This window comes from Dokdonella immobilis, from assembly GCF_900115085.1.
GTDB classification, from domain to species: Bacteria; Pseudomonadota; Gammaproteobacteria; order Xanthomonadales; family Rhodanobacteraceae; genus Dokdonella; species Dokdonella immobilis.
In genome coordinates, this window is the sequence record NZ_FOVF01000017.1 from 64781 (window position 1) to 86022 (window position 21242).

23 protein-coding genes and 1 pseudogene are annotated in these 21242 nt (G+C 66.2%); 7 read left to right on the forward strand and 17 right to left on the reverse strand.

Annotated elements, in window-relative coordinates:
- Positions 1-267 precede the first annotated feature (267 nt).
- From BM125_RS12190 to leuS, 6 genes are all read right to left on the reverse strand, one after another.
- Complete coding sequence (locus tag BM125_RS12190; protein WP_092408331.1) at positions 268-1365, reverse strand: HlyD family secretion protein; 1098 nt, start codon at positions 1363-1365, stop codon at positions 268-270.
- Positions 1362-2066 carry an ABC transporter ATP-binding protein gene (locus BM125_RS12195; protein ID WP_092408332.1) on the reverse strand — a complete coding sequence of 235 codons (705 nt, stop codon included), beginning with the start codon at positions 2064-2066 and terminating at the stop codon, positions 1362-1364. The genes BM125_RS12190 and BM125_RS12195 overlap by 4 nt, the downstream gene beginning before the upstream one ends.
- Complete coding sequence (locus BM125_RS12200; protein ID WP_092408334.1) at positions 2063-3220, reverse strand: ABC transporter permease; 1158 nt, start codon at positions 3218-3220, stop codon at positions 2063-2065. The genes BM125_RS12195 and BM125_RS12200 overlap by 4 nt, the downstream gene beginning before the upstream one ends.
- Before the next feature lie 72 nt (positions 3221-3292).
- Positions 3293-3793: a GNAT family N-acetyltransferase gene (locus tag BM125_RS12205; protein ID WP_092408336.1), complete on the reverse strand. Its 501-nt coding sequence runs from the start codon at positions 3791-3793 to the stop codon at positions 3293-3295.
- A 19-nt stretch (positions 3794-3812) separates the two neighbouring features.
- A complete protein-coding gene (locus tag BM125_RS12210; protein ID WP_175498060.1) occupies positions 3813-4316 on the reverse strand; it encodes an LPS-assembly lipoprotein LptE in 504 nt (167 codons plus the stop codon).
- 393 nt (positions 4317-4709) lie between these two features.
- On the reverse strand, positions 4710-7427 hold the full coding sequence (gene leuS, locus BM125_RS12215) for a leucine--tRNA ligase (RefSeq protein ID WP_092408401.1): 2718 nt from the start codon (positions 7425-7427) through the stop codon (positions 4710-4712).
- Positions 7428-7653: 226 nt separating this feature from the next.
- Between leuS and BM125_RS12220 the strand changes: the two genes are divergently transcribed.
- The 5 genes from BM125_RS12220 to BM125_RS12240 all read left to right on the forward strand — a co-directional run bounded on the left by BM125_RS12220 (position 7654) and on the right by BM125_RS12240 (position 14200).
- Entirely contained in the window at positions 7654-8967 is a 1314-nt protein-coding gene (locus tag BM125_RS12220) for a metal-dependent hydrolase family protein (RefSeq protein ID WP_092408340.1), read from the forward strand.
- Positions 8968-9043: 76 nt separating this feature from the next.
- Complete coding sequence (locus BM125_RS12225; RefSeq protein WP_092408342.1) at positions 9044-9610, forward strand: hypothetical protein; 567 nt, start codon at positions 9044-9046, stop codon at positions 9608-9610.
- A gap of 93 nt (positions 9611-9703) precedes the next feature.
- Positions 9704-10363, forward strand: a complete 660-nt coding sequence (locus BM125_RS12230; protein WP_092408344.1) for a cupredoxin domain-containing protein — start codon at positions 9704-9706, stop codon at positions 10361-10363.
- Positions 10350-13049 carry a protein kinase domain-containing protein gene (locus tag BM125_RS12235; RefSeq protein WP_092408346.1) on the forward strand — a complete coding sequence of 900 codons (2700 nt, stop codon included), beginning with the start codon at positions 10350-10352 and terminating at the stop codon, positions 13047-13049. The genes BM125_RS12230 and BM125_RS12235 overlap by 14 nt, the downstream gene beginning before the upstream one ends.
- 32 nt (positions 13050-13081) lie before the next feature.
- Positions 13082-14200, forward strand: a complete 1119-nt coding sequence (locus BM125_RS12240; RefSeq protein ID WP_092408348.1) for a putative porin — start codon at positions 13082-13084, stop codon at positions 14198-14200.
- 62 nt (positions 14201-14262) lie between these two features.
- Here BM125_RS12240 and BM125_RS12245 read toward each other — a convergent pair whose 3' ends face one another.
- The gene (locus BM125_RS12245; protein WP_092408350.1) at positions 14263-14481 is read right to left on the reverse strand and encodes a helix-turn-helix transcriptional regulator; all 219 of its coding nucleotides are present in this window, start codon (positions 14479-14481) and stop codon (positions 14263-14265) included.
- Positions 14478-15113, reverse strand: coding sequence for a hypothetical protein (locus tag BM125_RS12250; protein WP_092408352.1), 636 nt, complete (start codon positions 15111-15113; stop codon positions 14478-14480). Before BM125_RS12250 ends, BM125_RS12245 begins: the two co-directional genes overlap by 4 nt.
- Positions 15114-15255: 142 nt before the next feature.
- Here BM125_RS12250 and BM125_RS12255 point away from each other — a divergent pair, with 142 nt between their 5' ends.
- Positions 15256-16134, forward strand: a complete 879-nt coding sequence (locus BM125_RS12255; RefSeq protein ID WP_245778908.1) for a tetratricopeptide repeat protein — start codon at positions 15256-15258, stop codon at positions 16132-16134.
- 12 nt (positions 16135-16146) lie between these two features.
- Positions 16147-16599 carry a DUF4442 domain-containing protein gene (locus BM125_RS12260; protein WP_092408354.1) on the forward strand — a complete coding sequence of 151 codons (453 nt, stop codon included), beginning with the start codon at positions 16147-16149 and terminating at the stop codon, positions 16597-16599.
- A 19-nt stretch (positions 16600-16618) separates the two neighbouring features.
- On the opposite strand, the gene BM125_RS12265 is transcribed toward BM125_RS12260, so the two are convergent.
- The 9 genes and pseudogenes from BM125_RS12265 to BM125_RS12305 all read right to left on the reverse strand — a co-directional run bounded on the left by BM125_RS12265 (position 16619) and on the right by BM125_RS12305 (position 21167).
- On the reverse strand, positions 16619-17050 hold the full coding sequence (locus BM125_RS12265; protein WP_139224979.1) for a GFA family protein: 432 nt from the start codon (positions 17048-17050) through the stop codon (positions 16619-16621).
- A gap of 94 nt (positions 17051-17144) precedes the next feature.
- Positions 17145-17519, reverse strand: a complete 375-nt coding sequence (locus BM125_RS12270) for a cupin domain-containing protein (protein ID WP_092408358.1) — start codon at positions 17517-17519, stop codon at positions 17145-17147.
- 46 nt (positions 17520-17565) lie between these two features.
- Positions 17566-17988 carry a GNAT family N-acetyltransferase gene (locus tag BM125_RS12275; protein ID WP_092408360.1) on the reverse strand — a complete coding sequence of 141 codons (423 nt, stop codon included), beginning with the start codon at positions 17986-17988 and terminating at the stop codon, positions 17566-17568.
- 25 nt (positions 17989-18013) lie between these two features.
- On the reverse strand, positions 18014-18403 hold the full coding sequence (locus BM125_RS12280; RefSeq protein ID WP_092408362.1) for a VOC family protein: 390 nt from the start codon (positions 18401-18403) through the stop codon (positions 18014-18016).
- A gap of 509 nt (positions 18404-18912) precedes the next feature.
- Positions 18913-19275, reverse strand: a pseudogene (locus BM125_RS12285) (GNAT family N-acetyltransferase); the annotation flags it as partial.
- Between the two features lie 124 nt (positions 19276-19399).
- The gene (locus tag BM125_RS12290) at positions 19400-19804 is read right to left on the reverse strand and encodes an ACT domain-containing protein (protein WP_092408405.1); all 405 of its coding nucleotides are present in this window, start codon (positions 19802-19804) and stop codon (positions 19400-19402) included.
- Between the two features lie 58 nt (positions 19805-19862).
- Positions 19863-20192, reverse strand: a complete 330-nt coding sequence (locus BM125_RS12295) for an EthD family reductase (RefSeq protein WP_092408366.1) — start codon at positions 20190-20192, stop codon at positions 19863-19865.
- 94 nt (positions 20193-20286) lie between these two features.
- Positions 20287-20622, reverse strand: coding sequence for a hypothetical protein (locus BM125_RS12300; protein WP_092408368.1), 336 nt, complete (start codon positions 20620-20622; stop codon positions 20287-20289).
- Positions 20623-20708: 86 nt separating this feature from the next.
- Positions 20709-21167 carry a hypothetical protein gene (locus BM125_RS12305; protein WP_139224980.1) on the reverse strand — a complete coding sequence of 153 codons (459 nt, stop codon included), beginning with the start codon at positions 21165-21167 and terminating at the stop codon, positions 20709-20711.
- Positions 21168-21242 lie beyond the last annotated feature (75 nt).

A 21242-nucleotide genomic window follows, 5' to 3' on the forward strand; every position in this document is an offset into this window, starting at 1 on the left:
ATCGTCGGGCGAAACCGGATGAACAGCAGGGTAAGCGATCAACAGGCGTTCGCGATCCGGTGCGCGGACAATCGAAACAAAAGTTCGCAACTCGACCGCGGCGAGTCGGTTTCAGATTTGCGAATGGGCGATGCGCCCTTGAGATGGAATGCGTCATGCACCCAGGATGCGCGCACGACTCAGCGCGCAGCGACGATACGCGTCAGATTCGGCCATGCTCGGACGGAAGGCCTAAGCCTGCAGTCCGAATGCGCCTGGATTCGAGCCTCAGGTGCCGCTGGCGCCCGTGGTCACCTTCCCGGTATCGATGAACACATCGACGCGCAGGCCGACCGGCAGGGCGGGATGGCCGTCGAGCAGGATCAGGGCCTCGAGAATCTTCGCGTCCTGCTTTTCGGCGGGGTCGCCGGAGCTGAGGTTGCGTCGCCCCATGCGCTGGCTGATGTGGATGACCTTCCCGGCGAAGCGTCGGTCGCCGAACGCATCGCTGCGAATTTCGGCGGACTGGCCAACCCGGATGCGATCGATATCGAGTTCGTCGATGTCGGCACGCACATGCAACTGGCGGGTATCGCCGATGCGCGCCAGCGGCAGCGGCGACAGGGCGACCACGGTCTCGCCTTCGCGCAGGTCGCGCTTGAGCACGATGCCGTCGACCGGCGAGCGGACCTGCGACTTCTTGAACAGCGCCTCGGCGCGCTGGCGCTCGGCATGGGCCGCGCCCAGGCGCGCCTCGGCTGCGCGCACGTCCTCGCTGCGCGCCCCGGCGCGGAGCAGGGCCAGGCTGGCTGCCGCGCGTGCACGTTCCGCCGTGGCCGTGTCTGCGGCGGCCCGCACTTCGTCGAAACGCGACTGGCTGATCCGTCCGTCGGCAAGCAGCGGTTGGTTGCGCTTGAAGGTCTCCGCAGCCAGACGCGCAGCGGCATCCGCGGCCGCCAGCGAGGCCGCGGCGACAGCGATTTCCTCGGCCCGCGCACCATTTTTCAGCGCATCGAGTTCGGCCTGACGCAAATCAACCTCAGCCGCAGCAGTAGCCATGGCCGCGCGCAACTCGGCGTTTTCGATTTCGGCGATGAGCTGGCCGGCACTGACGCTGTCGCCCTCCTCGATCAGGACCCGCTGCAGGCGTCCGGAAATCTGCGGAATGATCACGCGCTCCTCGTTGACCGGCTCGACCAGGCCGCCGGCGGCGATGCGCGCACCGGTCGCGCGCAGCGCCGCGGCATCCTGCCCGTCCGCTCGATCCTCGCCACAGGCGCCGAGCAGCAGGGCGAACGCGCAGGCGAGCACGAGAGTGGACAGACGAGCGATGACGAGGCGCGGCAGGCGCGGCAGTCGTGGCAGGTAGCGCATGGCGTCGATCATGCCTGATTCCCCGCCGCGCGTCGGTCATCGGTGAGGCGGCCGTCCTCGAGATGCAGGACGCGATCGGCGAACGGCTCCACGCGCGGATCATGGCTGACGATGACCACCGCACAATTCTCGCGATGGGCCAGGTCATGCAGGGTCGCGACCACGCCCTGGCCGGTCTTGCCATCGAGTGCGGCGGTCGGTTCGTCGGCGAGGATCAGGTTCGGCGAACCGGCCAGGGCGCGGGCGATCGCGACGCGCTGCTTCTGGCCGCCCGAGAGTTCGGCCGGGAAATGGCTGGCGCGGTCGCCCATGCCGAGCTTGTCGAGCAGGTGCATGGCCTGCGCGTTCTGGCGATTCCTCGGCACCTGCTTCAGGTCGAGGGCGACCGCCACGTTTTCCCAGGCACGCAGGGTCGGAAACAGGTTGTAGTGCTGGAACACGAAGCCGACATGGGCCAGGCGCAGCGCGGCCAGCGCCTCCGCGCCCAGGGTCTCGAGCGGCCGGCCATCGAGCACGACCCGCCCTTGGCCCGGACGCAGCAGGCAGCCCATTACCTGCAGCAGAGTCGTTTTGCCGGACCCGCTCGGTCCTAGCAGCAGGGTGACCTCGCCGGCGCTGATTTCGAGGCTGATGCCGACCAGCGCGGCCAGCGCGGTCGCGCCGCTGCCGTAGGTAACGCCGACCCCTTCCAGCCTGAGCAGGGGCGTACTCATGCGAACACGCTGGTCGGGTCGATGCGGACCAGGCGCCGGATCGAGATCAGCGCCCCGAACATGCACATGAAGATGGTCAGCGCGGCGAGCACGAGCACGAGCCAGAACGGCACGATCACGGCCACGTTGCCGTACGAGGTGATCGCGACGATCACGTACACGGCGAGAGTGCCGAGGCCGAAGCCGAAGGCCGCGCTGATCGCCGCCTGTTTCAGGATGACGCGGTTGAGGTAGGCCGCCGGCGCACCGATCGCGCGCAGCGTGGCGTACTCGGGCAGACGGTCGACCGTGGTCGCGTACAGGGTCTGGCCGACGATGACGATGCCGACGACCAGTCCGAGCAGGGCCGAGAGCAGCAGCGCGGAACCGGCGCCGGTCGTGATCAGCCAGTATTTCTGCGCCTGCCGCGCGAAGTCGGCGCGATGCCAGACATCGACCCGGCCGAGGCGCTCGCGCAAGGCGCGCCTGACCTGCCCGGCATCGGCTCCCGGCTTCAGCGAGACCAGCAGATACGTGGTCTGGTCGGGCCGGTAGTTCGGATAGACCAGGGCATTGCGATGGGTCATCCACACGTACGGACTCTGAGTGAACGTGCGCAGGCCCTCGGTGAAACCGACGATGCGCGCGCGCCGCGAATTGATCTCGACGGTATCGCCGATGGCATGCACGCCGAGCTTGTCCGCATAGAGCCGGTCGATGATCACCGCATCCTGCTGCTGCAGGTCGGCCACGCGGCCCTCGACCAGATTCCACGGTTGCAGCTTGTCGGAGTCGAGCTCGATGCCGACCAGGCTGACGCTCTCGTTGCCGCCATCGGGCTTCTTCCAGAAACCGAATTGCAGCATCAACTTGCCGACCGTGGCGACCCCGGGCACGGCCAGGGCCTGGAAACGGCGGCGCTCGTCGAGGCGTCCGGCGATGTCGACATTGGTGGTTCCGGCTGGCGCAATCCAGAGATCCGCGCGTGAATGATCGACCAGGCCCGAGGTGGTCCGCGCGAAGCCGACCAGCAGACCGAGTTCGACGCCCATCAGCAGGACCGAGAAACCGACCCCGATCAGGGTCACGATGAAGCGCGCCCGATCATGGCTGAGATTGCGCCAGGCGAGCAGGCTCGTGCCGAGCAAGGGAGTGCGGATTCCGGGACCGGTCATGCAGGCAGTGTCGCCGATCCGACCAGGACCTGACGACCCTGTTCGATCACGCCGTGCGACCGGCGATTGATCTCAATGGATCCGGTCAACGACCTCGGCCAGTTGCAGGGACACGGTCTTGCGGCCGCCAGCGACCGGCTGCCGCCCCACTTCGGCAAAACCGAAGCGCGCATGGAAGGCCTGCGAGGCCGGATTCGGCGGATCGAGGTTGTACTCGCAGGCAATCTGCGCCACCCCGCTCGCGCGGGCCTGGTCGAACAGGCGGCGGTAGAGTCGCGCGCCGATACCCTGTCCGGCATGTGACGCATCGACGACGATGCGGTCGACATAGAGAAAGCGTGGATAGCGTGTGGCGAACCAGCGGTAGTTCTCGCTGTCGTAGCCGAGGCCTTCGCGCATGGCGAGCAGGAAGGCGACCACTTGCGCGTCATCGACGGCCACCCAGTGCAGCGCAGCGAGGCCGTCGAGTTCGACCAGGCGCGAACGGTCCATCGGGCTGGTCTGCGCTACTTCGGCGTCGTTGAGGGCAAGGATGCGCTCGAAGTCCGCCTCTGCGGCATCACGGATTTCCATTCCGGGACCGACTGCCCTGTCAGGGCGTCGTGCGCCCGGCCGCTTCGAGCCGGCGCAGGATGGCCTGGACCATGTCGCGCTGCAGTTCGCCGGTCAGCAAATCCTGTTCGGCGGCAATGCCGAGGGCCTGGGTCGCGTCGAAGGTGAAATCGCGGCTCAGCTCGATCGTCTGCTTCGCCAGCAGCGGGGTGGCGCCGGGGCCAACGACATCGAATTCGACGTGGTAGCGGATCGTGTACTCATTGGCCCGCGCATTGCCGCCGACCGAGAGCACGTCGGTGCGGAACTGGTTGCTGCCGATGCGCAGCACGGCCGCACCTTCAGTACCCGCCTCGACCACGCGCGCGCCGGTGCGATCCAGCGCCTTGCGCAGGTCGCGCCCGAGTGGACTCAATGCATCGGCGCCTTCGATGGAAAGCACCTGCATGGCCGGCGACAACTGCGCTTCGCCGCGCAGATGGAAACCGCAGGCCGAGAGCAGTCCGGCGAACAGCACGACGAAAACGAAACGATGGATGTTCATGGGCACCTGAAACGAATGGCGTGGGCGAAGCATAGCGGAACTTGTCGGTCGTGCCTCGAACCGGGTCAGGAAGAAGTCGCACCGAAGGCTCCCCTTCTCCTGCCGGGAGAAGGTGGCGCGAAGCGCCGGATGAGGGTGCGCCGCGCCGTCAGCGACGTGCTTCGCCCGGACCCTCATTCCGCCTTCGGCACCGTCTCCCAGGGGGAGAAGGAAATGCCAGGGCGCGGAGTCGTGACGAAATCGCACCGAAGGCTCCCCTTCTCCCGCCGGGAGAAGGTGGCGCGAAGCGCCGGATGAGGGTGCGCCGCGCCGTCAGCAACGTGCTTCGCCCAGACCCTCATCCGCCTTTGGCACCTTCTCCCAGGGGGGGAAGGAGGCTGGCAACCGGCCGGACTAGACGACGATATTGACGATCTTGCCGGGCACGACGACGACCTTGCGGATGGTCTGGCCATCGACGTGCGGACGCACCGAGGGCTCGGCCAGCGCCGCGCGCTCGCATTCCTCCTTCGATGCCGAAGCCACCACCTCGATCGTTCCGCGCAGCTTGCCATTGACCTGCACGGCGAGGGTCACCGAATCGCGCACCAGCGCAGCCGCGTCGGCCTGCGGCCAGGGCTGGTCTTCGATCAGGGTTTCACCGTGTCCCAGCGATTGCCACAGCGCATGGCAGATGTGCGGCGTGATCGGATTGAGCAGCAGCACGATCGTCTCGAACGCTTCATGGCGCACCGCACGGCCCTGGTCGCTCATGTCGTCGAACTTCGTCACCGCGTTGAGCAATTCCATCAGCGCGGCGATCGCCGTATTGAAGGCGTGGCGGCGACCGAAGTCGTCGGAGACCTTGTTGATCGTCTCGTGGATCTGCCGGCGCAGAGTCTTCTGCGCGGCGTCGAGTTTCGCCGCATCGACTTCAGGATGATCGGGCTGGGCCACATGCGCATGCAGTTCGCGCCAGAGCCGCTTGAGGAAGCGCGACATGCCCTCGACGCCGGCCTCGTTCCATTCCAGCGACTGGTCCGGCGGTGCCGCGAACATGGCGAACAGGCGCACCGTGTCGGCGCCGTATTTGCGCACCATCGACTCGGGATCGACGCCGTTGTTCTTCGACTTCGCCATCTTCTCGGTGCCGCCGATCGAGACCGTCTGGCCGTCGGCCTTGAGCACGGCGCCGATCACGCGACCCTTGTCGTCGCGCTGCATCTCGACATCGGCCGGATTGATCCATTCCTTGCGGCCCTGCGCGTCCTCGCGATAGAAAGTCTCGGCGACGACCATGCCCTGGCAGAGCAGGTTGATCGCCGGCTCGTCGCTGTCGACGAAGCCGCAGTCGCGCAGCAGCTTGTGGTAGAAGCGGAAGTACAGCAGGTGCAGGATCGCGTGCTCGATGCCGCCGATGTACTGGTCGACCGGCGCCCAGTAGTTGACCCGGCCATCGACCATGTCGCCGGCGCCCGGCGAGGTGTAGCGCGCGTAGTACCAGCTCGATTCCATGAAGGTGTCGAAGGTGTCGGTCTCGCGTTCGGCCGGGCTGCCGTCGACCGGGCTGACCGTCTTGCGCCATTCCGGGTCAGCCTTGATCGGCGACTTCACGCCGGTGAATTCGACATCCTCGGGCAGGCGCACCGGCAACTGGTCTTCGGGCACCGGATGGGCGTTGCCGTCCTTGTCGTAGATGACCGGAATCGGGCAGCCCCAGTAGCGCTGGCGCGAGACGCCCCAGTCGCGCAGGCGGAAATTGACCCGACGCGCGCCCTTGCCTTCCTGCTCGAGGCGCGTCGCAATCGCATCGAAGGCGCCCCGGAAGTCGAGACCGTCGAACTCGCCGGAATTGACCAGGGTGCCGTAGTCGGTGAAGGCGCCGTCGACGATAAGGCGCTTCTCGAATTCCTCGAGCAGGTCGACTTCGCCGGCCGGCTCGACCACGTCGATGGCCCGGCTCTCGCCGAGCGCGGCCGACATCGCGTCCTTGTTGCCGGCCGCGTCGCGGCCGAGCTCGCGGATCGCGTCGCGAATGCCGTCACTGACGATGACCATGCGGATCAGCAGGTCGTATTTGGTCGCGAATTCCCAGTCGCGCTGGTCGTGCCCGGGCACGGCCATGACCGCGCCGGTGCCGTAGCTCATGAGGACGAAATTGGCGACCCAGACCGGCAGGGTCTCACCGGTGATCGGATGGATCGCCTTGAAGTGCGTCTCGACGCCCTTCTTCTCCTGGGTCTCGATGTCCGCTTCGGCGGTGCCGCCGTGACGGCACTCCTCGATGAAGGCGGCGACTTCGGGCTGCGTCTTCGCGGCCAGCTGGGCCAGCGGATGTTCGGCCGCGACCGAAATGAAGCTGACGCCCATCAGGGTATCCGGACGCGTCGTGAACACCGTGACCGGCTCGGCGCCGCCTTCGATATCGAAGCGGATCTCGAGGCCCTCGGAGCGCCCGATCCAGTTGCGCTGCATGGTCTTGACCGACTCCGGCCAGCCCGGCAGCTTGTCGAGGCCGTCGAGCAGTTCCTGTGCGTAATCGGTGATCTTGAGGAACCACTGCGGGATCTCGCGCTTTTCGACGACGGCGCCGGAACGCCAGCCGCGGCCGTCGATGACCTGCTCGTTGGCGAGCACGGTCTGGTCGACCGGGTCCCAGTTGACGATCGAATTCTTGCGGTAGACCAGGCCCTTCTGCATGAGCCGCGTGAACATGCGTTGCTCGTGCACGTAGTACTCGGGCTTGCAGGTGGCGAATTCGCGCGACCAGTCGATCGCATAGCCCATCGTCTTCAGTTGCGAACGCATGTGCTCGATGTTGGCGTAGGTCCATTTGGCCGGCGCCGTGTTGCGTGCGATCGCGGCGTTTTCGGCCGGCAGCCCGAACGCGTCCCAGCCCATCGGCTGCAGCACGTTCTTGCCGAGCATGCGCTGGTAGCGGCTGATGACGTCGCCGATCGTGTAGTTGCGCACGTGGCCCATGTGCAGCGCACCGGACGGATACGGCAGCATCGACAGGCAGAAGAACTTCGGCTTGCTCGGGTCCTCGACGACCTCGAAGGCGCGGGTCGTGGTCCAGAAGGTCTGTGCAGCGGCTTCCACCACTTGCGGATCGTAGGTCTTCTCGGTCATGTTCAGGATGGCGCCGGGGGCCGGCTGGGCATTGAAAAATGTTCGCCAGACTAGCGCAGCGGGCGATTTCGCGCCATGCATGGCGCGTCGCCGCAACACGAACCGACGCCGGTTTGCCGACCCCGGCCGCACGCGCTATAAGTCCGGGACGCCTGCTTCGCTGCCTGCCCGACCGGCCACGCTGCAGCGGCACGCCGTGCCCCCGACCCCCTTTCCGGAGAATCCGATGATCCGTCGCCTGATCTGTGCCGCCATCCTTTGCGCAAGCGCGAGCCACGCGCTGGCCGACGAATCCGGGACGACCCCGATCGCCCTGCGCTGCGACCATTTCTTCGACGCCAACACCGGCAAGCTGCTCGGCCCGACCACGATCATCGTCGTCGGTGAACGCATCCAGTCGGTCCAGTCCGGTGACGTCGCCACCACCGACATGCGCGTGATCGACCATCCCGGCATGACCTGCCTGCCCGGCTTGATCGACAGCCACACCCACCTGACCATGCAGTTCAGCAAGTCGACCTACAGCGACAAGTTCCGCATGAACCCGGCCGATGACGCGATCGCCGGCACCGTCTATGCCCGACGCACGCTCGAAGCCGGCTTCACCACCGTGCGCAACCTCGGCGACGGCGACAATGCCTCGATCGCCCTGCGCAACGCGATCAATCGCGGCACGGTGCCGGGCCCGCGCATCTTCACGGCAGGCGGACCGATCGGCACGACCGGCGGCCACGCCGATCCGAGCAACGGCTTCCGCTGGGACCTGCAGGGCGATCCCGATGCGAAGAACGGCATCATCAATTCGCCGGCCGATGCCTGGAAGGCGGTGCGCCAGCATTACAAGGACGGTGCCGACCTGATCAAGATCATGCCCTCCGGCGGCGTGCTGGACGAAAGCAGCAGCGCGGAGAACGCGCAGATGACAGTGGCCGAGATCGAGGCCGTGGTCGCGGCCGCGCACGACTACGGGTTCAGCGTCGCCGCGCACGCCCATGGCGCCGAGGCGATCCGGCGCGCCGTGATCGCCGGCGTCGATTCGATCGAACACGGCACCTACATGGACGAACAGGACATGAAGCTCATGAAGCAGCACGGCACCTGGTACGTGCCGACCATCATCGCCGGCAAGTATGTGCAGGAGAAGGCTGGCGAAGGCTGGTTCCCGCCACAGATCGCGCGCAAGGCCGAAGAGGTCGGCCCGATCATCCAGGCCACGGCCGGCAAGGCCTGGAAGGCCGGGGTCCGCATTGCCTTCGGCACCGATGCCGGCGTCTATCCGCACGGCGACAATGCGAAGGAATTCGGCTACATGGTCGAAGCCGGTATGCCGCCGGCATTCGTGCTGCAGAGCGCGACCACGCAGGCCGCGGCGTTGCTGCGGCGCGCGGCCGACATCGGCAGTCTCGAAGCCGGAAAATTCGCCGACATCATCGGCGTGGCGGGCGACCCGCTGGCCGACATCTCGCGCATGCGGCACGTCGATTTCGTCATGAAGGGCGGCGTGGTCTACAAGGACGGTGCGGGCGCCGTCCGGCCGTGATACCGGTCCGTGCGCGTGGCAGGGGCCTGTGCCATGCTTGCAACGTGTTCCTGAACTGCGATCCCAGGAGACCACCATGACCCTGAATGCCAAGACCCCCCTGGCCCTGTACAAGGCCAATCTCGAACTGGTCCTGCGCCTCGGCGCCCTGCTCCAGGAGAACCGGCGACGCTGGACCCAGCTTGGCGCCAGCAGCACCCGTGAAGCGATCGAACGCACCATGGCCGAAACCGAGCGCGTACTGACCAGCAACGACTGGACTGCGCTGGCGGCGATGCCCGGCGAGGAATTCTGGAAATCGTTGCGCGAGGACGCGCCCCCGCTGCAGGCTTCGGTTGAAAACGCGGTCGGCAACCAGGCCGCCTTCGCCCAGGGCCTGCAGGAAGCGTTCGAGGCCTGGCGGCAGCAGTCGGTCGATGCACTCGGATCGACCGGCATGGAGTTGCCCGACCTGCCGTTCGCCGATTTCCTGAAGGGACTGCGGCCCGCGGCGAAAGCGCCGAAGCCCGCGGCGCGGGAAACGCCGAAGGCAGCCGCGAACGCCAAGACCCGAGCGAAACCACGGGCCGCATCGAACGCGAAAGCAAAAGCTGCCTCGAAAAAGACGTCGGCAAGCAGGAAGTCCACGCGCACACGCAAGTAACCGAACCGCTGGCCGTGGTCAGGCAGGCCGCGCCGGATCGGCCCTTCCACGACCTGCCTGCAGTATGATCCGGGCAGGGTCGAGGGGATCGACATGCGGATTTTTCTGACATTTCTGCTGGCACTGCCGGCGTGGGCGATGGCGGCAGGACTCGAAGGCCGGGTCAGCCTGGTCGTCGATGGCAAGCCGCTGCGCGCCGAGGAGGCCGCCGAAGCGGTGGTCTATTTCCGCCCGGCCGCGGTCGGACCACTGACCCCGCCGACCACCGAATATGTCATGAGCACGCTGCGCAAGCAGTTCGAGCCGCACATCCTGCCGATCGTCGTCGGCAGCGTGGTCCGCTTTCCGAACCAGGACACGATCCTGCACAACGCCTTCTCGACCTCGAAGGACAACGCCTTCGACGTCGGCCTCTACTCCGAAGGCGAGGGCAAGCAGGTCACCTTCTCGCAACCCGGCTATGTGCGGGTCTACTGCAATGTCCACCATTCCATGGTCGGCCACATCCTCGTCCTCGATACGCCCTACTTCACCCGACCGGGCAAGGACGGGCGCTTCGTGCTGGCCGACCTGCCGGCCGGGCGCGGCGACCTCGTGGTCTGGCACGACCGCGCCAAGCCCTGGCACATCAAGGCAGAACCTGGCGAAACGGCGCCGACGGATATCGTCCTCGACCTCAACCTGCGGCGCATTCCGCAACATATGAACAAGTTCGGCAAACCCTACGGAAGGAGCGCGAATGCGGCCTATTGACCGTCGCCTCCAGCGCGGCCGAATCACGGTGCCGCTGGCGCTGCGCCTGTTCCTCGGCATGGCCCTGCTGATTGCCCTGGCGGTCGGCGCGGCGGTCTTCGTCACCTATGTGCAGGGCCGCGAAATCGCCGGCCAGGCCGTCGACAAGGCAGTCAATACGAGCGCCGCGGTGCAGCGCGAATTCGAACAGCGCCGCCTCGACCAGTTGCAACTGGCCGTACGCCTGATCGCCGCCGACGCCGGCTTCGTCAAGTACATCGCCGACGCATCAGGGTTCGGCAGCCTGCCCGGTCTCGGCGGTGAGGAAGCCGCGCCGGACACCGGTTCGATGCGCGACCTGCTGCTCGAGCGCCAGCGCGATTTCGGCATGGATCTGGCGATCCTGCTCGACGCCAATGGCGACCTGCTGGCACGCACCGACCAGAACGAATCGTTTGCGGCCTCGCTGGCCGACGACCCGCTCGTGGCGGCGGCCCTGCAGAGCGGAACGCCGATCAGCGGCTACTGGCGGCTCGGCGATCGCCTCTACCAGGCCGCGATCATGCCGCTCGCCCGCGACCAGGACTTGGTCGGCTTCCTGCTCGTCGCGCTCTCGGTCAGCGACACGCTCTCGCAGTCCGTGGCCAAGGTCAGCGGTGCCGAGATCGCGTTCTGGCTGCCGACCGACGACGGCGCCAGCCTGGTCGCCAGCTCGCTCGAACCGGCCGCGGCAGCCGAACTCGGCACCCTGTTTGCAGCCCATCGCGGCGACTGGCTGCCGGTCGTCAAGACGGGTGGCAGCCTCGATCACGTGCCGATGCGCTTCTCCGGACAGGAATGGAGCGCGCGCTTCGTTCCGGCCGCGGCGCCCGGCGAGGGCCGCCTCGGCAGCGTCGCGATCATGTCCTCGACCGAGCAGATCACGGCCAGCTATCGCGCCATCCTCAATCGCGTCGTGCTCGCCGGCCTGGCTTCGATGGTCGGCGCGATCCTGCTGTCGATCCTGCTCGCCCGGCATATCCTGCGTCCGATCGGGACCATGGCCGAAGCCGCCGAAGCCGCCGCGGCCGGCGACTACCGCACCCACGTCGGTACTGATCGAAGCGACGTGCTCGGCCGCCTCGCCCGCGCCTTCGACAAGCTGCTCTCGGACCTGCGCGAAAAGAACGACATGGAAGGCTACGTCGGCCAGATGGCGCGCTTCCTGCCCGAACCGGCGGCCGAGCCGGTCGCGGCACCGGTTTCGATGACGCCACGGATGCTGCCGCAACGCGAAATCCTGGCCCTGCTCGAAGTCGAATTCCGCCACCTGCTCGGCACCGTCGACCGCGAAACCGATCCCGTGCAACGCGTCGACGCCCACGGCGGCGTGCACGACCTGTTGCTCTCGATCGCGGCCAGCGAAGAGGTCGATCTCGAGCGGATGGATGGCGCGCGCTGGCGATTGGCCTTCGCCGGCCCGCGCCGCCTGCACGATGCAGCGCGGGTCTGGGCGACGATCATGCGCGACTGCCGGCACCTGAACCTGGCATTGCCCTCGGGCGCCCTGATCGACGGCGAACTCGTCCGCGCAATCGGCATGCACGGTCGGCCCGACGAGGCGATCGCCCTCGGCACGCCGATCGCGCACGGCGACCGCCTGCTCTGCGAAGCGGCGCCCGGCCAGCTGTTGTTCACGCGGGCAACCGGCGAAGCGCTGAAGCCGACCCTGGGCGCGGGCGCCCTCGTCGTCGCCGCGGGCGGCTACAGCGGCAAGAACTTCTACGCCCTGGCCGACGGCGCCTTGCCGCCGCTCTGCGAGGAGACCGCAACGACGATCGTTCAGCGCCAGGTGGCGGCACCCAAGCCGGTCCAGCGCCCGGCGGTCAGCCAGTCAGGGCCGATCGTCTCGGGCACGATCCTCGGCGGGCGCTATCGGGTCATTTCGCAGCTCGGCGCCGGCGGCATGGGCATCGTCTACAAGGCCCATGACATCGAGCTCGACGACATCGTCGCCCTGAAAATGCTGCGTCCGGGCATGCTGGTCGACCAGGAACAGCTCGAGCGCCTGAAAAGCGAAATCAAGCTGGCCCGCAAGATCACCCATCCGAACGTGCTGCGCACCTTCGATTTCGGCGACGTCGATGGGCGTCCGTACATCTCGATGGAGTATGTCCGCGGCCTGACCCTGCGCTACCTGCTCAGCGAAGCCAAGCGCGTGCCCTACTCGGCGGCCTTGCGCATCGCCCGCCAGCTCGCCGCCGGCCTCGGCGCGGCCCACGAGGTCGGCGTGCTCCACCGCGACATCAAACCCGAGAACCTGATCCTCGAAGCGAATGGCAACGCCAAGCTGATGGACTTCGGCATCGCCCGCCCGGTCCGTCGCAGCACGCCGGGCCAGACCGAAGCCGGCACCTTCGTGGGCACGCCGGATTACTGTTCGCCGGAACAGTTGTCCGGCGGCGAAGTCGACGAGCGCGCCGACATCTACGCCTGCGGCGTGCTGATGAGCGAAATGTTCTGCGGCGGCATGCCCTTCGCCGGCGCCAATACCATGGACATCTACCAGGCCCAGATCAGCGACGAACCGGTGCGCCCGTCAGTACTGTGGCCTGACATCCCCGCCGAACTCGAGGCGGTCATCCTGCGCTGCGTGCGCAGTGCCCGCGAGGAGCGCTACGCCAGCGCCGCCGAGCTCGGCCTCGCCCTCTCGCGCCTGCGCAGCTGAGCCATGTCCGCGCATCATCACGGAAGACTTCCATGAATGCATATTGCAACCTTCCGCTGCGCGCCATCCTTGGCCTCGCTGCGCTCGCCTGCACCCTGCCCGGCCTCGCGCCCGCGCAGGAAACCGGCACCGACGCGATCCTTGCCGGCACCGACGAACAACCATCGCACACGATCAGCTTCGGCGGCGATCTCTGGCTCGGCCACGATCGCGTCTCGGGCTTGCCGAACGGGCGCGACGACTTCGATCGCACGCGCGGCCGGCTGCGCTATGGCCTGACCTGGCTGTTCGCGCCGTCCTGGGAATTCGTCGGTTCGGCCCGTCTCGCCCTCGGCAGTGACGACAATGCCGACAACCGGCGCAACAACGACAACGAGCGCAGCAACGATTTCGGCGTCGACCAGGTCCTCGTGCGCTGGCGCGCCAGCGAAAACGCCAGCCTGCAGTTCGGCAAGGCGCCGCTGCCGCTCGACCTCTCGCCGATGCTGTGGGATCCGGATCTGCGTCCGGGCGGCATCGCCTTCGAGCGTTCGATCGCGCTCGGCGATTTCGATCGCCTGCACCTCGTTGCCGGCTATTTCGCCGGCCTGCACCTGTACAGTGACGATTCGCGCATCGGTGCCGCGCAGGTCAGCTGGAACTGGCGCGAAGGCGCACCGCTGCGGGCGAACGCCAGCCTCTCGTGGCTGGCATTTTCCAACCTCGACGTACTGGCCCGCCAGGGCCTGGGGCGCACCAACGCGATCGCAGCCGGCGCCTATCGCAGCGACTACCGGCTGCTCGACCTGCAGTTCGGCGGACATGCCGAACTCGGCAACTGGCCGATCGACCTGCGCATCGACCTGGTGCGCAATTTCGGCGCGGATTTCGCCCGCGACGGCGGCCGCATCAGCCTCAGCGCCGGCGACCATCGCCAACCGGGCGGACTCGAATTCGGCCTCGCCCTGCACCGTATCCAGCGCGAGGCCGTGCTCGCCGCGTTCAACTCCGACGACTGGTGGTTCCACAGCAACATGCGCGGCCAGCTCGCCTGGATCGCCTACGGCATCGACCGCACCTGGAGCCTGCGCCTGTCCGGCTTCCGCGAATTGCGCGACGGCCTCTCCGAACACACCCACCGCATCCGCTTCGACGTCAACGCAGGCTGGTAGCCAGCGCATGCCGCATTGGCGCTGCGGCGCGGCGACCTCGATTTCGCGACCTTGCCTCAGCGTCAGTGCTGATCCGCCCAGAAGAACACCTCGCCGACCGGTCGTCCGAAGGCGTGGGCGATGCGGAATGCCAGTTCCAGCGAAGGTGCGTACTTGCCGGCCTCCAGGGCGATCACGGTCTGGCGGGTGATGCCGGCACGTTCGGCCAGGTCGCTCTGGGTCATCTCCCCTGTCTCGAAACGCAGCCGGCGAATGTGATTGCCGACCGGCGTGCCACTCATGTCACCGCGCCTTCGCTGGCGGCCCGCCGGTAATGCCAGATCGCAACGATGCAGCCGACCAGACTGGCCAGGACCAGGGCAAGGATCAGCAGGTGCGCAATGACGACCGGTGTCGCCCATGCCAGTCGATCGGCAGGCGACAGGCCCAGCGTTACCGCAACCGCGATCACGAACAGGCAGATCGCGGTGTGGGAACCGCTATCGGCACGCCGCTGCACGTCCCGATCGCGTTCGTCCTCCTGCACGCCGGCGTGGGCGCGCTGACGCAGCACCGCGGAAAACACGATCCAGCCAACCACCAGCATGGCGACCGTGCGCCCGAGGCCAGCCAGGTCCGCAGCCTTTTCAGCGCGCGCGATGGCGTCGGCGTTGGCGACGAGGAACGCTGCGATAGCGCCGCTGAAGGCCAGCGCCACCCACTGGCGCACTTCGCCGGGGGAGACAGCCGATTCGCGGTTTGGCGGAATGCGCGTGGACAGCCACAGACCGGCCCAGGCCGTCAGCAGCAGGAGCCCGGTGCCCGCCGCGCCCGTGTCGATGCCGAGCCAGCGCGTCGGCGTCACCAGGATCAGCCACAAGGCGAGGGAGGCGGGGGCCAGCAACCAGAACAGGGCGGAATTCGGAACACGCATGTTGTCACACCGTCATTACAATATGTACGGTATACATTACATTTCACCATCGCGAACTGTCAATCCCGTCGGCTCCGGGTCGCCTTGATATCCTTCGCGCCAACCCGAAGTCCTTGGGGCTTCCCATCGCCCAGGAGTCAAAGTGCCCGATTTTCCAAGCGCCCCACCCACCCACAGCATCGATATCACCGCGGCGAATTTCGAAGCGGAACTGCTCCAGGCCTCGATGGCGCTGCCGGTCCTGGTCGATTTCTGGACCCCGCGCAGCGAGGTCAGCGTCAAACTCGGCGAACTGCTGGGGAAACTGGTCGGCGAGTACCAGGGTGCGGTCCGCCTGGCCCGCATCGAGGTCGACAGCCAGCCGCAGGTTGCCGCGATGTTCGGCATCCGCAGCGTGCCGACCGTGGTCATCGTGCGTGATGGCCAGCCGGCCGATGGCTTCGCCGGAGCCTTGCCGGAAAACGAGATCCGCGAGTTCCTCGTCCGCCACGCCGGCGCGCCCGCGGCCGCCGACGAAGCCGCCGAGTCCGACGCCGACAAGCCTGCCGAATCGCCCGAACAGGCAATCGCCCGCCTGCAGCAGGAAATCGCCGCCGCACCGGATCGCGCCGAACTGAAGCTCGATCTCGCCGTTGCCCACATGCAGGCCGGCAATGCCGCTGCGGCCCGGGCCGAACTCGATGCCCTGCCGGCCAATCTCGAGAGCGACGACCGGGCCAAGCGCCTGCGTGGCCAGCTCGAATTCGTCGACCTGCTCAAGGATGCGCCGCCCGCTGCGGAACTCGAAGCGCGCATCGCGCGCGATTCGAAAGATCTCGCGGCGCGCGACCTGCTCGGCGTGCGCCTGCTCATCGATGGCCAGCTTGAAGCCGGGCTCGACCAATTCCTCGCCATCCTCGAAATCGACCGCCACTGGAACGAGGGCCAGGCGCGCAAACGCCTGATCGCCGCCTTCCTGTTCATCGACGATGCGGAACTGGTCGGTCGCTACCGGCGGCGCATGTCGACGCTGTTGTTCTGAAGCATCGCGCCGATGAAATCCCCGCGCGCCTTGCGTCGCTTCATCAACCTGTGGCCGCCGTTCCTGTTCGCCGGCATCCGCGTCCTGCACATTGGCGAGGACTGGCGCTCGGCACGCGTGCGGTTGCGCCTGCACTGGTACAACCGCAACTTCGTCGGTACCCAGTTCGGCGGCAGCCTGTTCGCCATGACCGATCCGTTCTGGATGATCCTGACCCTGCAGTGCCTGGGCCGCGATTACATCGTCTGGGACAAGGCCGCCGAGATCGAGTTCGTCGCGCCGGGGCGCGGCGAGGTCTTTGCCGAGTTCAGGATCGAGGAGCGCTTTCTCGATGAATTGCGTGCAGCCACCGCGAATGGCGAGAAGGCCCTGCGCTGGTGCGAGACCGAAGTGGTCTCGGCCTCCGGCGAGCTGATCGCGCGGGTGCGCAAGCAGCTCTATGTGAGGCGCAAGCGCCGCGACTGAGCGCGGCCACGCGATCGGATCAGGATTCGGCCCGGCTCACGACGACGTCGGCGATCCAGAGTGCTTTCCAGCGCGCGATTTTTTCTTCGTCGCTCAGCATCTGCGGCGATGCCGGCTGCGCTTCGCCGAAATCCGACCCGGACCCTAGGCAATTCGCATTGACCGCTGCGAAGCTGCGCGCGCCTTCTTCGAAGATGACCGCCACGCAGACGCCGCAGCGTGCGCAAAGGAGAAACCGCGCCGTTTCCGAACCCTGCCGATAGTCGCGCAGCATGCCGGTCGCCTGTTCGCCGATGCGCAGCCGGCCCTCTGCATCGGACAGCCAGGTGGCGCCGTGGCGGCGACAGAACGTGCAGTCACAGACGCGCGGATGAAATCCGGCCAGGTCCTTCGCCGTCGCGAATTCGACCTGCACTGCGCCGCAATGGCAGCTACCCGGAATCGCGCGCATATCAGCCGTTTCCTTAGAGTCGGACATGAGCTTGGCACTGCCTACGGGTGGATCCGGTCACTGCAAAGCGCACCATGTGACGGTCGCTCATCGGTCAGCCTGCATCGGTCGCGGGCCCGAGATCGGTCCGATCGCCTGATGTCGGCGGCGTCGAGATGACGAGGAATTCGACATCGGCCGGGGAATGGTTGGCGAATCGGTGGGCCACGCCGGGCTCGACATGGACGCCCTGTCCCGCGCCGAAACTGACTGCGCCGGAATCGAATTCGAGTGTCGCCGTGCCCGAGAGAACGAAGAAGAACTGACGCGCGCGAGCGTGGACGTGGCGAACCTCTCCGGCACCGGGCGGCACGCGTTCCTGGATGACGCTCAAGTCCGCCTGCTTGAGCAGGTGCCAGCCATCGCAGGCACTGCCCCAAGAGTAGTGTTCGGCATGACTGGTATCGGAGATGCGGTCGGTCGGGCTCATGTCGTCTGCAGTTCTCGGATCGGTCGGTTTGATCACCGACAATGGATCAGCGCACGCGCTCCCCCGCGCCGAGCACCCAGGCCCGCGGATTGTGGCTGAATCCGATCCTCGGATAGAACTCATTGGCTGCCGGCGCCGACAACAGCACGAGCATGCAGCGCGGCCCGAGCGCATCCTGGGTCTGTTCGATCAGGCGCCTGCCGATACCCTGGTGCTGGTGCGACTTGGCCACCGCCAGATCGGCCAGGTAGGCGGCATGGGCGAAATCGGTCAGCGTTCGCGCGATGCCGACGAGCGCGTCACCATCCCACGCTGTGATGGTCAGGTTCGCGTTCTCCATCATCTGTCGCATGACCTCGCGGTCATCGACCGGCCGGCGCTCGGCCAGGGTCGAGTCCCGGAACAGGGCGATGAAGCGGTCGAGATCGATCGTGGCATCCCGCCGAAACGCGATTTCAGGGGAACTCATGGGACTGCCCTGCGATTTCGCGTGGTCATGCCCGGTCCGCTTTCGACACATGCTGGTCGACAAGGATCGGATTGCCGTCCGGATCGAGCAGGCTGAAACTGGCAGGGCCGGTCGTGGACTCGTCGGCCTCGCTGACCAGGGCCACGCCACTGGCCTTGAGGCGACGCTGCAGTTCGCGCACATCGGTGAATCCAGCGACGCTGTTCGCATTCTGGTCCCAGCCCGGGTTGAAGGTCAGGACGTTCTTCTCGAACATGCCCTGGAACAGGCCGATGATGTGCTCGCCATTCTTGAGGATCAGCCAGTTCTGCGCAGCATTGCCGCCGAAGGTCGTGAAGCCGAGCTTTTCGTAGAAAGCCCTCGATGCCTCGATGTCCTTGACCGCGAGACTGACCGAAAACGCGCCGAGATTCATGGCCTGCTCCCATTTGCCCTGGATCGTGAGTGCAAAGCCTAACGCAACCGGGGCTCGTGCGGCCGAAGCCCATCCTTTACCGGTCTCTGACCCGAATGGCACTAATGTAAGGCTCGTCATTCCAGCGTAGGCTGGAATCCAGTTCCTATGCTTTCGTCGGAATGTCCTAAAAAGAACTGGATCCCCGCCTGCGCAGGGATGACGAAAAGTAAGGATCGGTCTTAAGGAGGCTCTGACCCCGTTTTTCGGACCCGTTCTTCACTTTTTTTCCTGCTTTTTTTTGCCGTCATTCCAGCGCAGGCTGGAATCTATCTTGACTTGCTCTTCCGCTCCCGACTGCGTGATGCAGTAATCGCGGCATCATCCGATTCCACAAGACAGCCGCTCCCGCCTTCGCGGGAATTACGCGCGTCCAGTCGCAAACAAGGAAGGCCCAGGCATTTCCCGTCTCGGTTCGCGACAGCCGGAGGAATCCAAACGAGCATTCCCTGCACATTGCTTCTCGGCACTCAGGAACCGCCGAAATCCACCTCCTTGACCAGATGCAAGGCATTTTCGACACCCTGGTAGTAGCCGCGCGAAGCATTGACCTGCTCGAAGCCGAGGCGCGCATAGAAGGCACGGGCGACGCGGTTGGATTGCCGCACCTCGACCTGCACGCGCGTGATGCCGGCCTGTCTCAGGGTCTCCTCGAGCCAGCCGATCAGGGCCGAACCGATGCCGCGACGCCGGCAGCCCGGCGCGACAGCCAGCAGCAGCAAATGCGCGTCCTCGCTGCGGTAGGCCATCAGGGCGAATCCGCAGATCGCGTCGCCGTCGCGCGCGACGACCACGTTCGTTTCACGGTCCTGGATCGCACGCCAGACCCGACCGGTCGTCCACGACTAGCGAAGTCCGTGCTCGATTTCGCGTCGCGAAAGATCGGCGATGGCCTGCGCGTCCGCAGGCACGGCCAGGCCAATACTCGGCAAGCCGATCATCATTGCCCGGAGCCGCCTAGTCTGGCCCGCATTGCTGTAGCGCCGTCAACGCGCGCATCGCTTGTTCGGCCTGCTCGATCGGCACGAAGATGTGGTCGTGCGCGAGTCCGGCGACCACGTTGCAGGCAATACCGGCGCGGCCAAGCGCCGTGGAGAATGCCGCCGTGAAGCCGGTCGCCTGAAGATCGGACTGGACCCGCAAGGTGATCCAGGCGCAGCGCAGTGCCGGCTCGAGACCCAGTTTCGTGGCCAGCGATTCCTCGATAATCAGCGACAGGCCCGCCGGCTCGCGGATCGAGGCAATCACGTGTGCGGCGTCGATCGACGCGTCGGCCGGTGCCATCGCATATACGTAGATCCCCGGATTGAGGAAGGGCTGCATGGCCCGCAGCAGCTCGGCAAGATCGCTGATCGGCGTCACGTTCGAACCCGGCACAGGCCGGCGTGGTGGCATTGCGGACGATACGACATCGCTGAGATCACTCGCCCACGTGGTACTGGCGGGTGACCGCACAGACATGGATCTCGGGATTGATGTCGGTGAAGTTGGGCACGTCCACCAGCAGCTTGGCCCCGGCCAGGGTCAGTGCCGCCTGGGCCGCCGCCAGCGAGAGAAAATAGGCATTCGAGCTCGCCACGATCGCGCCCGGCTTGGGCTCCCCGGCGGACTGTGTTTCGTCGCTTTCCAGGCGCTGCAAACCGAGCGGCAGCAGTAGTTCCCGGGTTATCCGCATGTGCTCGGTCCGGTAATAGACCTGATCGAACCGCGCGCCATCCTTCCATCGATAGTTGCCGCAGACCTTGACCATATGTCCTCCGGTTGCGCATCCTCGCCAGCGCACTGTACCAAGTTCCGCCGCATGGGCGGCTCCGGCTCCATCTGGCGCCCCGGAAAGACCGCACCTAGCGAATGATCGCCATCACCAGCGAAAGCCCGAACAGTCCCCAACCGACGTATTTTCCAATCTGGGCGAACAGGCGGTAATGAGTCTCGTTGTTTCTGCGGTCGTAATGGTCGACGACTACCGACAGCATGACCACGCAGGCAGTGATCATGGCTCCGTACATGATCCAGGCCGGCACGTCGTGGAGGTGGATCCCGCGCGAGCGCTTGCCCGGTATGTAGAGGTCGTTGACCCAGACTCCATAACTGCCATAGCAGAAAAGCAGCACCGAGAAGGCGATGTAGCGGGTGCGCTCATTCGACGGAATGTGATTGGGCGTGTAGTCGTCTTTCATGAGCTGAATCCTGCCATGAGCCTCCCCTCGTTTCGGTGTCAACGCCGGTCCTGGGTCGTGGCCATTCCCGGCTGCCCATCCATTCTTCAGATCCCGGCCCGCAATGACAGGTAGGCCAGAAGTGCCAGCAGCGCGACCGTGAGGAACACGGAGACCTTCCTGATAAACCGCTTCATTTCTGCCGAGGCTTCGGCCTTGAATCGGGCCAGCGCTTGCGGATTGCGTTCGAGCCAGGCATCCACGCGCTCCTTCGATTCCTTGAGGCCGAGCCCCGAGGCTTCGCGAATGTGCTTGATCGCATCGATCAGCCGGCCCTTCTGCAGCGCGAGGATCGCCGCCAGCGGGATATCGCCGCTGTTCGCATCTGCCCCGGTGGTTTCGGCGTGCGACGACACGGCGCGGGTTTGCACGCTTGCCTCGACCGCTTCCTTGGCATCTATCAAGCTGCAGCCGGTGTGCTCGCGAGTCAGCTTGATCGCTTCGATGAGATTTCCGCGCCGGGCCAGATCGCTGGCTGTGGGCGGGACTTCAATGGTCGATTTCATCGCGATGGCCTCGTCGATGAGGAATGGGTATTTGCCCGGATCGCTGCGACTCACCGTATTCTAGCCAGGATGCGC

What these genes read in the sequence shown, in the direction of transcription:
- BM125_RS12270 (WP_092408358.1), bottom strand. Translation starts at nt 17,519, where the DNA reads ATGAGCCCGACCGACCGCATCTCCGATACCAGTCATGCCGAACACTAC.
- BM125_RS12235 (WP_092408346.1), top strand. Translation starts at nt 10,350, where the DNA reads ATGCGGCCTATTGACCGTCGCCTCCAGCGCGGCCGAATCACGGTGCCG.
- BM125_RS12220 (WP_092408340.1), top strand. Translation starts at nt 7,654, where the DNA reads ATGATCCGTCGCCTGATCTGTGCCGCCATCCTTTGCGCAAGCGCGAGC.
- leuS (WP_092408401.1), bottom strand. Translation starts at nt 7,427, where the DNA reads ATGACCGAGAAGACCTACGATCCGCAAGTGGTGGAAGCCGCTGCACAG.
- BM125_RS12230 (WP_092408344.1), top strand. Translation starts at nt 9,704, where the DNA reads ATGCGGATTTTTCTGACATTTCTGCTGGCACTGCCGGCGTGGGCGATG.
- BM125_RS12300 (WP_092408368.1), bottom strand. Translation starts at nt 20,622, where the DNA reads ATGAAAGACGACTACACGCCCAATCACATTCCGTCGAATGAGCGCACC.
- BM125_RS12190 (WP_092408331.1), bottom strand. Translation starts at nt 1,365, where the DNA reads ATGATCGACGCCATGCGCTACCTGCCACGACTGCCGCGCCTGCCGCGC.
- BM125_RS12250 (WP_092408352.1), bottom strand. Translation starts at nt 15,113, where the DNA reads ATGCGTGTTCCGAATTCCGCCCTGTTCTGGTTGCTGGCCCCCGCCTCC.
- BM125_RS12245 (WP_092408350.1), bottom strand. Translation starts at nt 14,481, where the DNA reads ATGAGTGGCACGCCGGTCGGCAATCACATTCGCCGGCTGCGTTTCGAG.
- BM125_RS12195 (WP_092408332.1), bottom strand. Translation starts at nt 2,066, where the DNA reads ATGAGTACGCCCCTGCTCAGGCTGGAAGGGGTCGGCGTTACCTACGGC.
- BM125_RS12305 (WP_139224980.1), bottom strand. Translation starts at nt 21,167, where the DNA reads ATGAAATCGACCATTGAAGTCCCGCCCACAGCCAGCGATCTGGCCCGG.
- BM125_RS12205 (WP_092408336.1), bottom strand. Translation starts at nt 3,793, where the DNA reads ATGGAAATCCGTGATGCCGCAGAGGCGGACTTCGAGCGCATCCTTGCC.
- BM125_RS12295 (WP_092408366.1), bottom strand. Translation starts at nt 20,192, where the DNA reads ATGGTCAAGGTCTGCGGCAACTATCGATGGAAGGATGGCGCGCGGTTC.
- BM125_RS12265 (WP_139224979.1), bottom strand. Translation starts at nt 17,050, where the DNA reads ATGCGCGCGATTCCGGGTAGCTGCCATTGCGGCGCAGTGCAGGTCGAA.
- BM125_RS12240 (WP_092408348.1), top strand. Translation starts at nt 13,082, where the DNA reads ATGAATGCATATTGCAACCTTCCGCTGCGCGCCATCCTTGGCCTCGCT.
- BM125_RS12225 (WP_092408342.1), top strand. Translation starts at nt 9,044, where the DNA reads ATGACCCTGAATGCCAAGACCCCCCTGGCCCTGTACAAGGCCAATCTC.
- BM125_RS12260 (WP_092408354.1), top strand. Translation starts at nt 16,147, where the DNA reads ATGAAATCCCCGCGCGCCTTGCGTCGCTTCATCAACCTGTGGCCGCCG.
- BM125_RS12200 (WP_092408334.1), bottom strand. Translation starts at nt 3,220, where the DNA reads ATGACCGGTCCCGGAATCCGCACTCCCTTGCTCGGCACGAGCCTGCTC.
- BM125_RS12210 (WP_175498060.1), bottom strand. Translation starts at nt 4,316, where the DNA reads ATGAACATCCATCGTTTCGTTTTCGTCGTGCTGTTCGCCGGACTGCTC.
- BM125_RS12280 (WP_092408362.1), bottom strand. Translation starts at nt 18,403, where the DNA reads ATGAATCTCGGCGCGTTTTCGGTCAGTCTCGCGGTCAAGGACATCGAG.
- BM125_RS12275 (WP_092408360.1), bottom strand. Translation starts at nt 17,988, where the DNA reads ATGAGTTCCCCTGAAATCGCGTTTCGGCGGGATGCCACGATCGATCTC.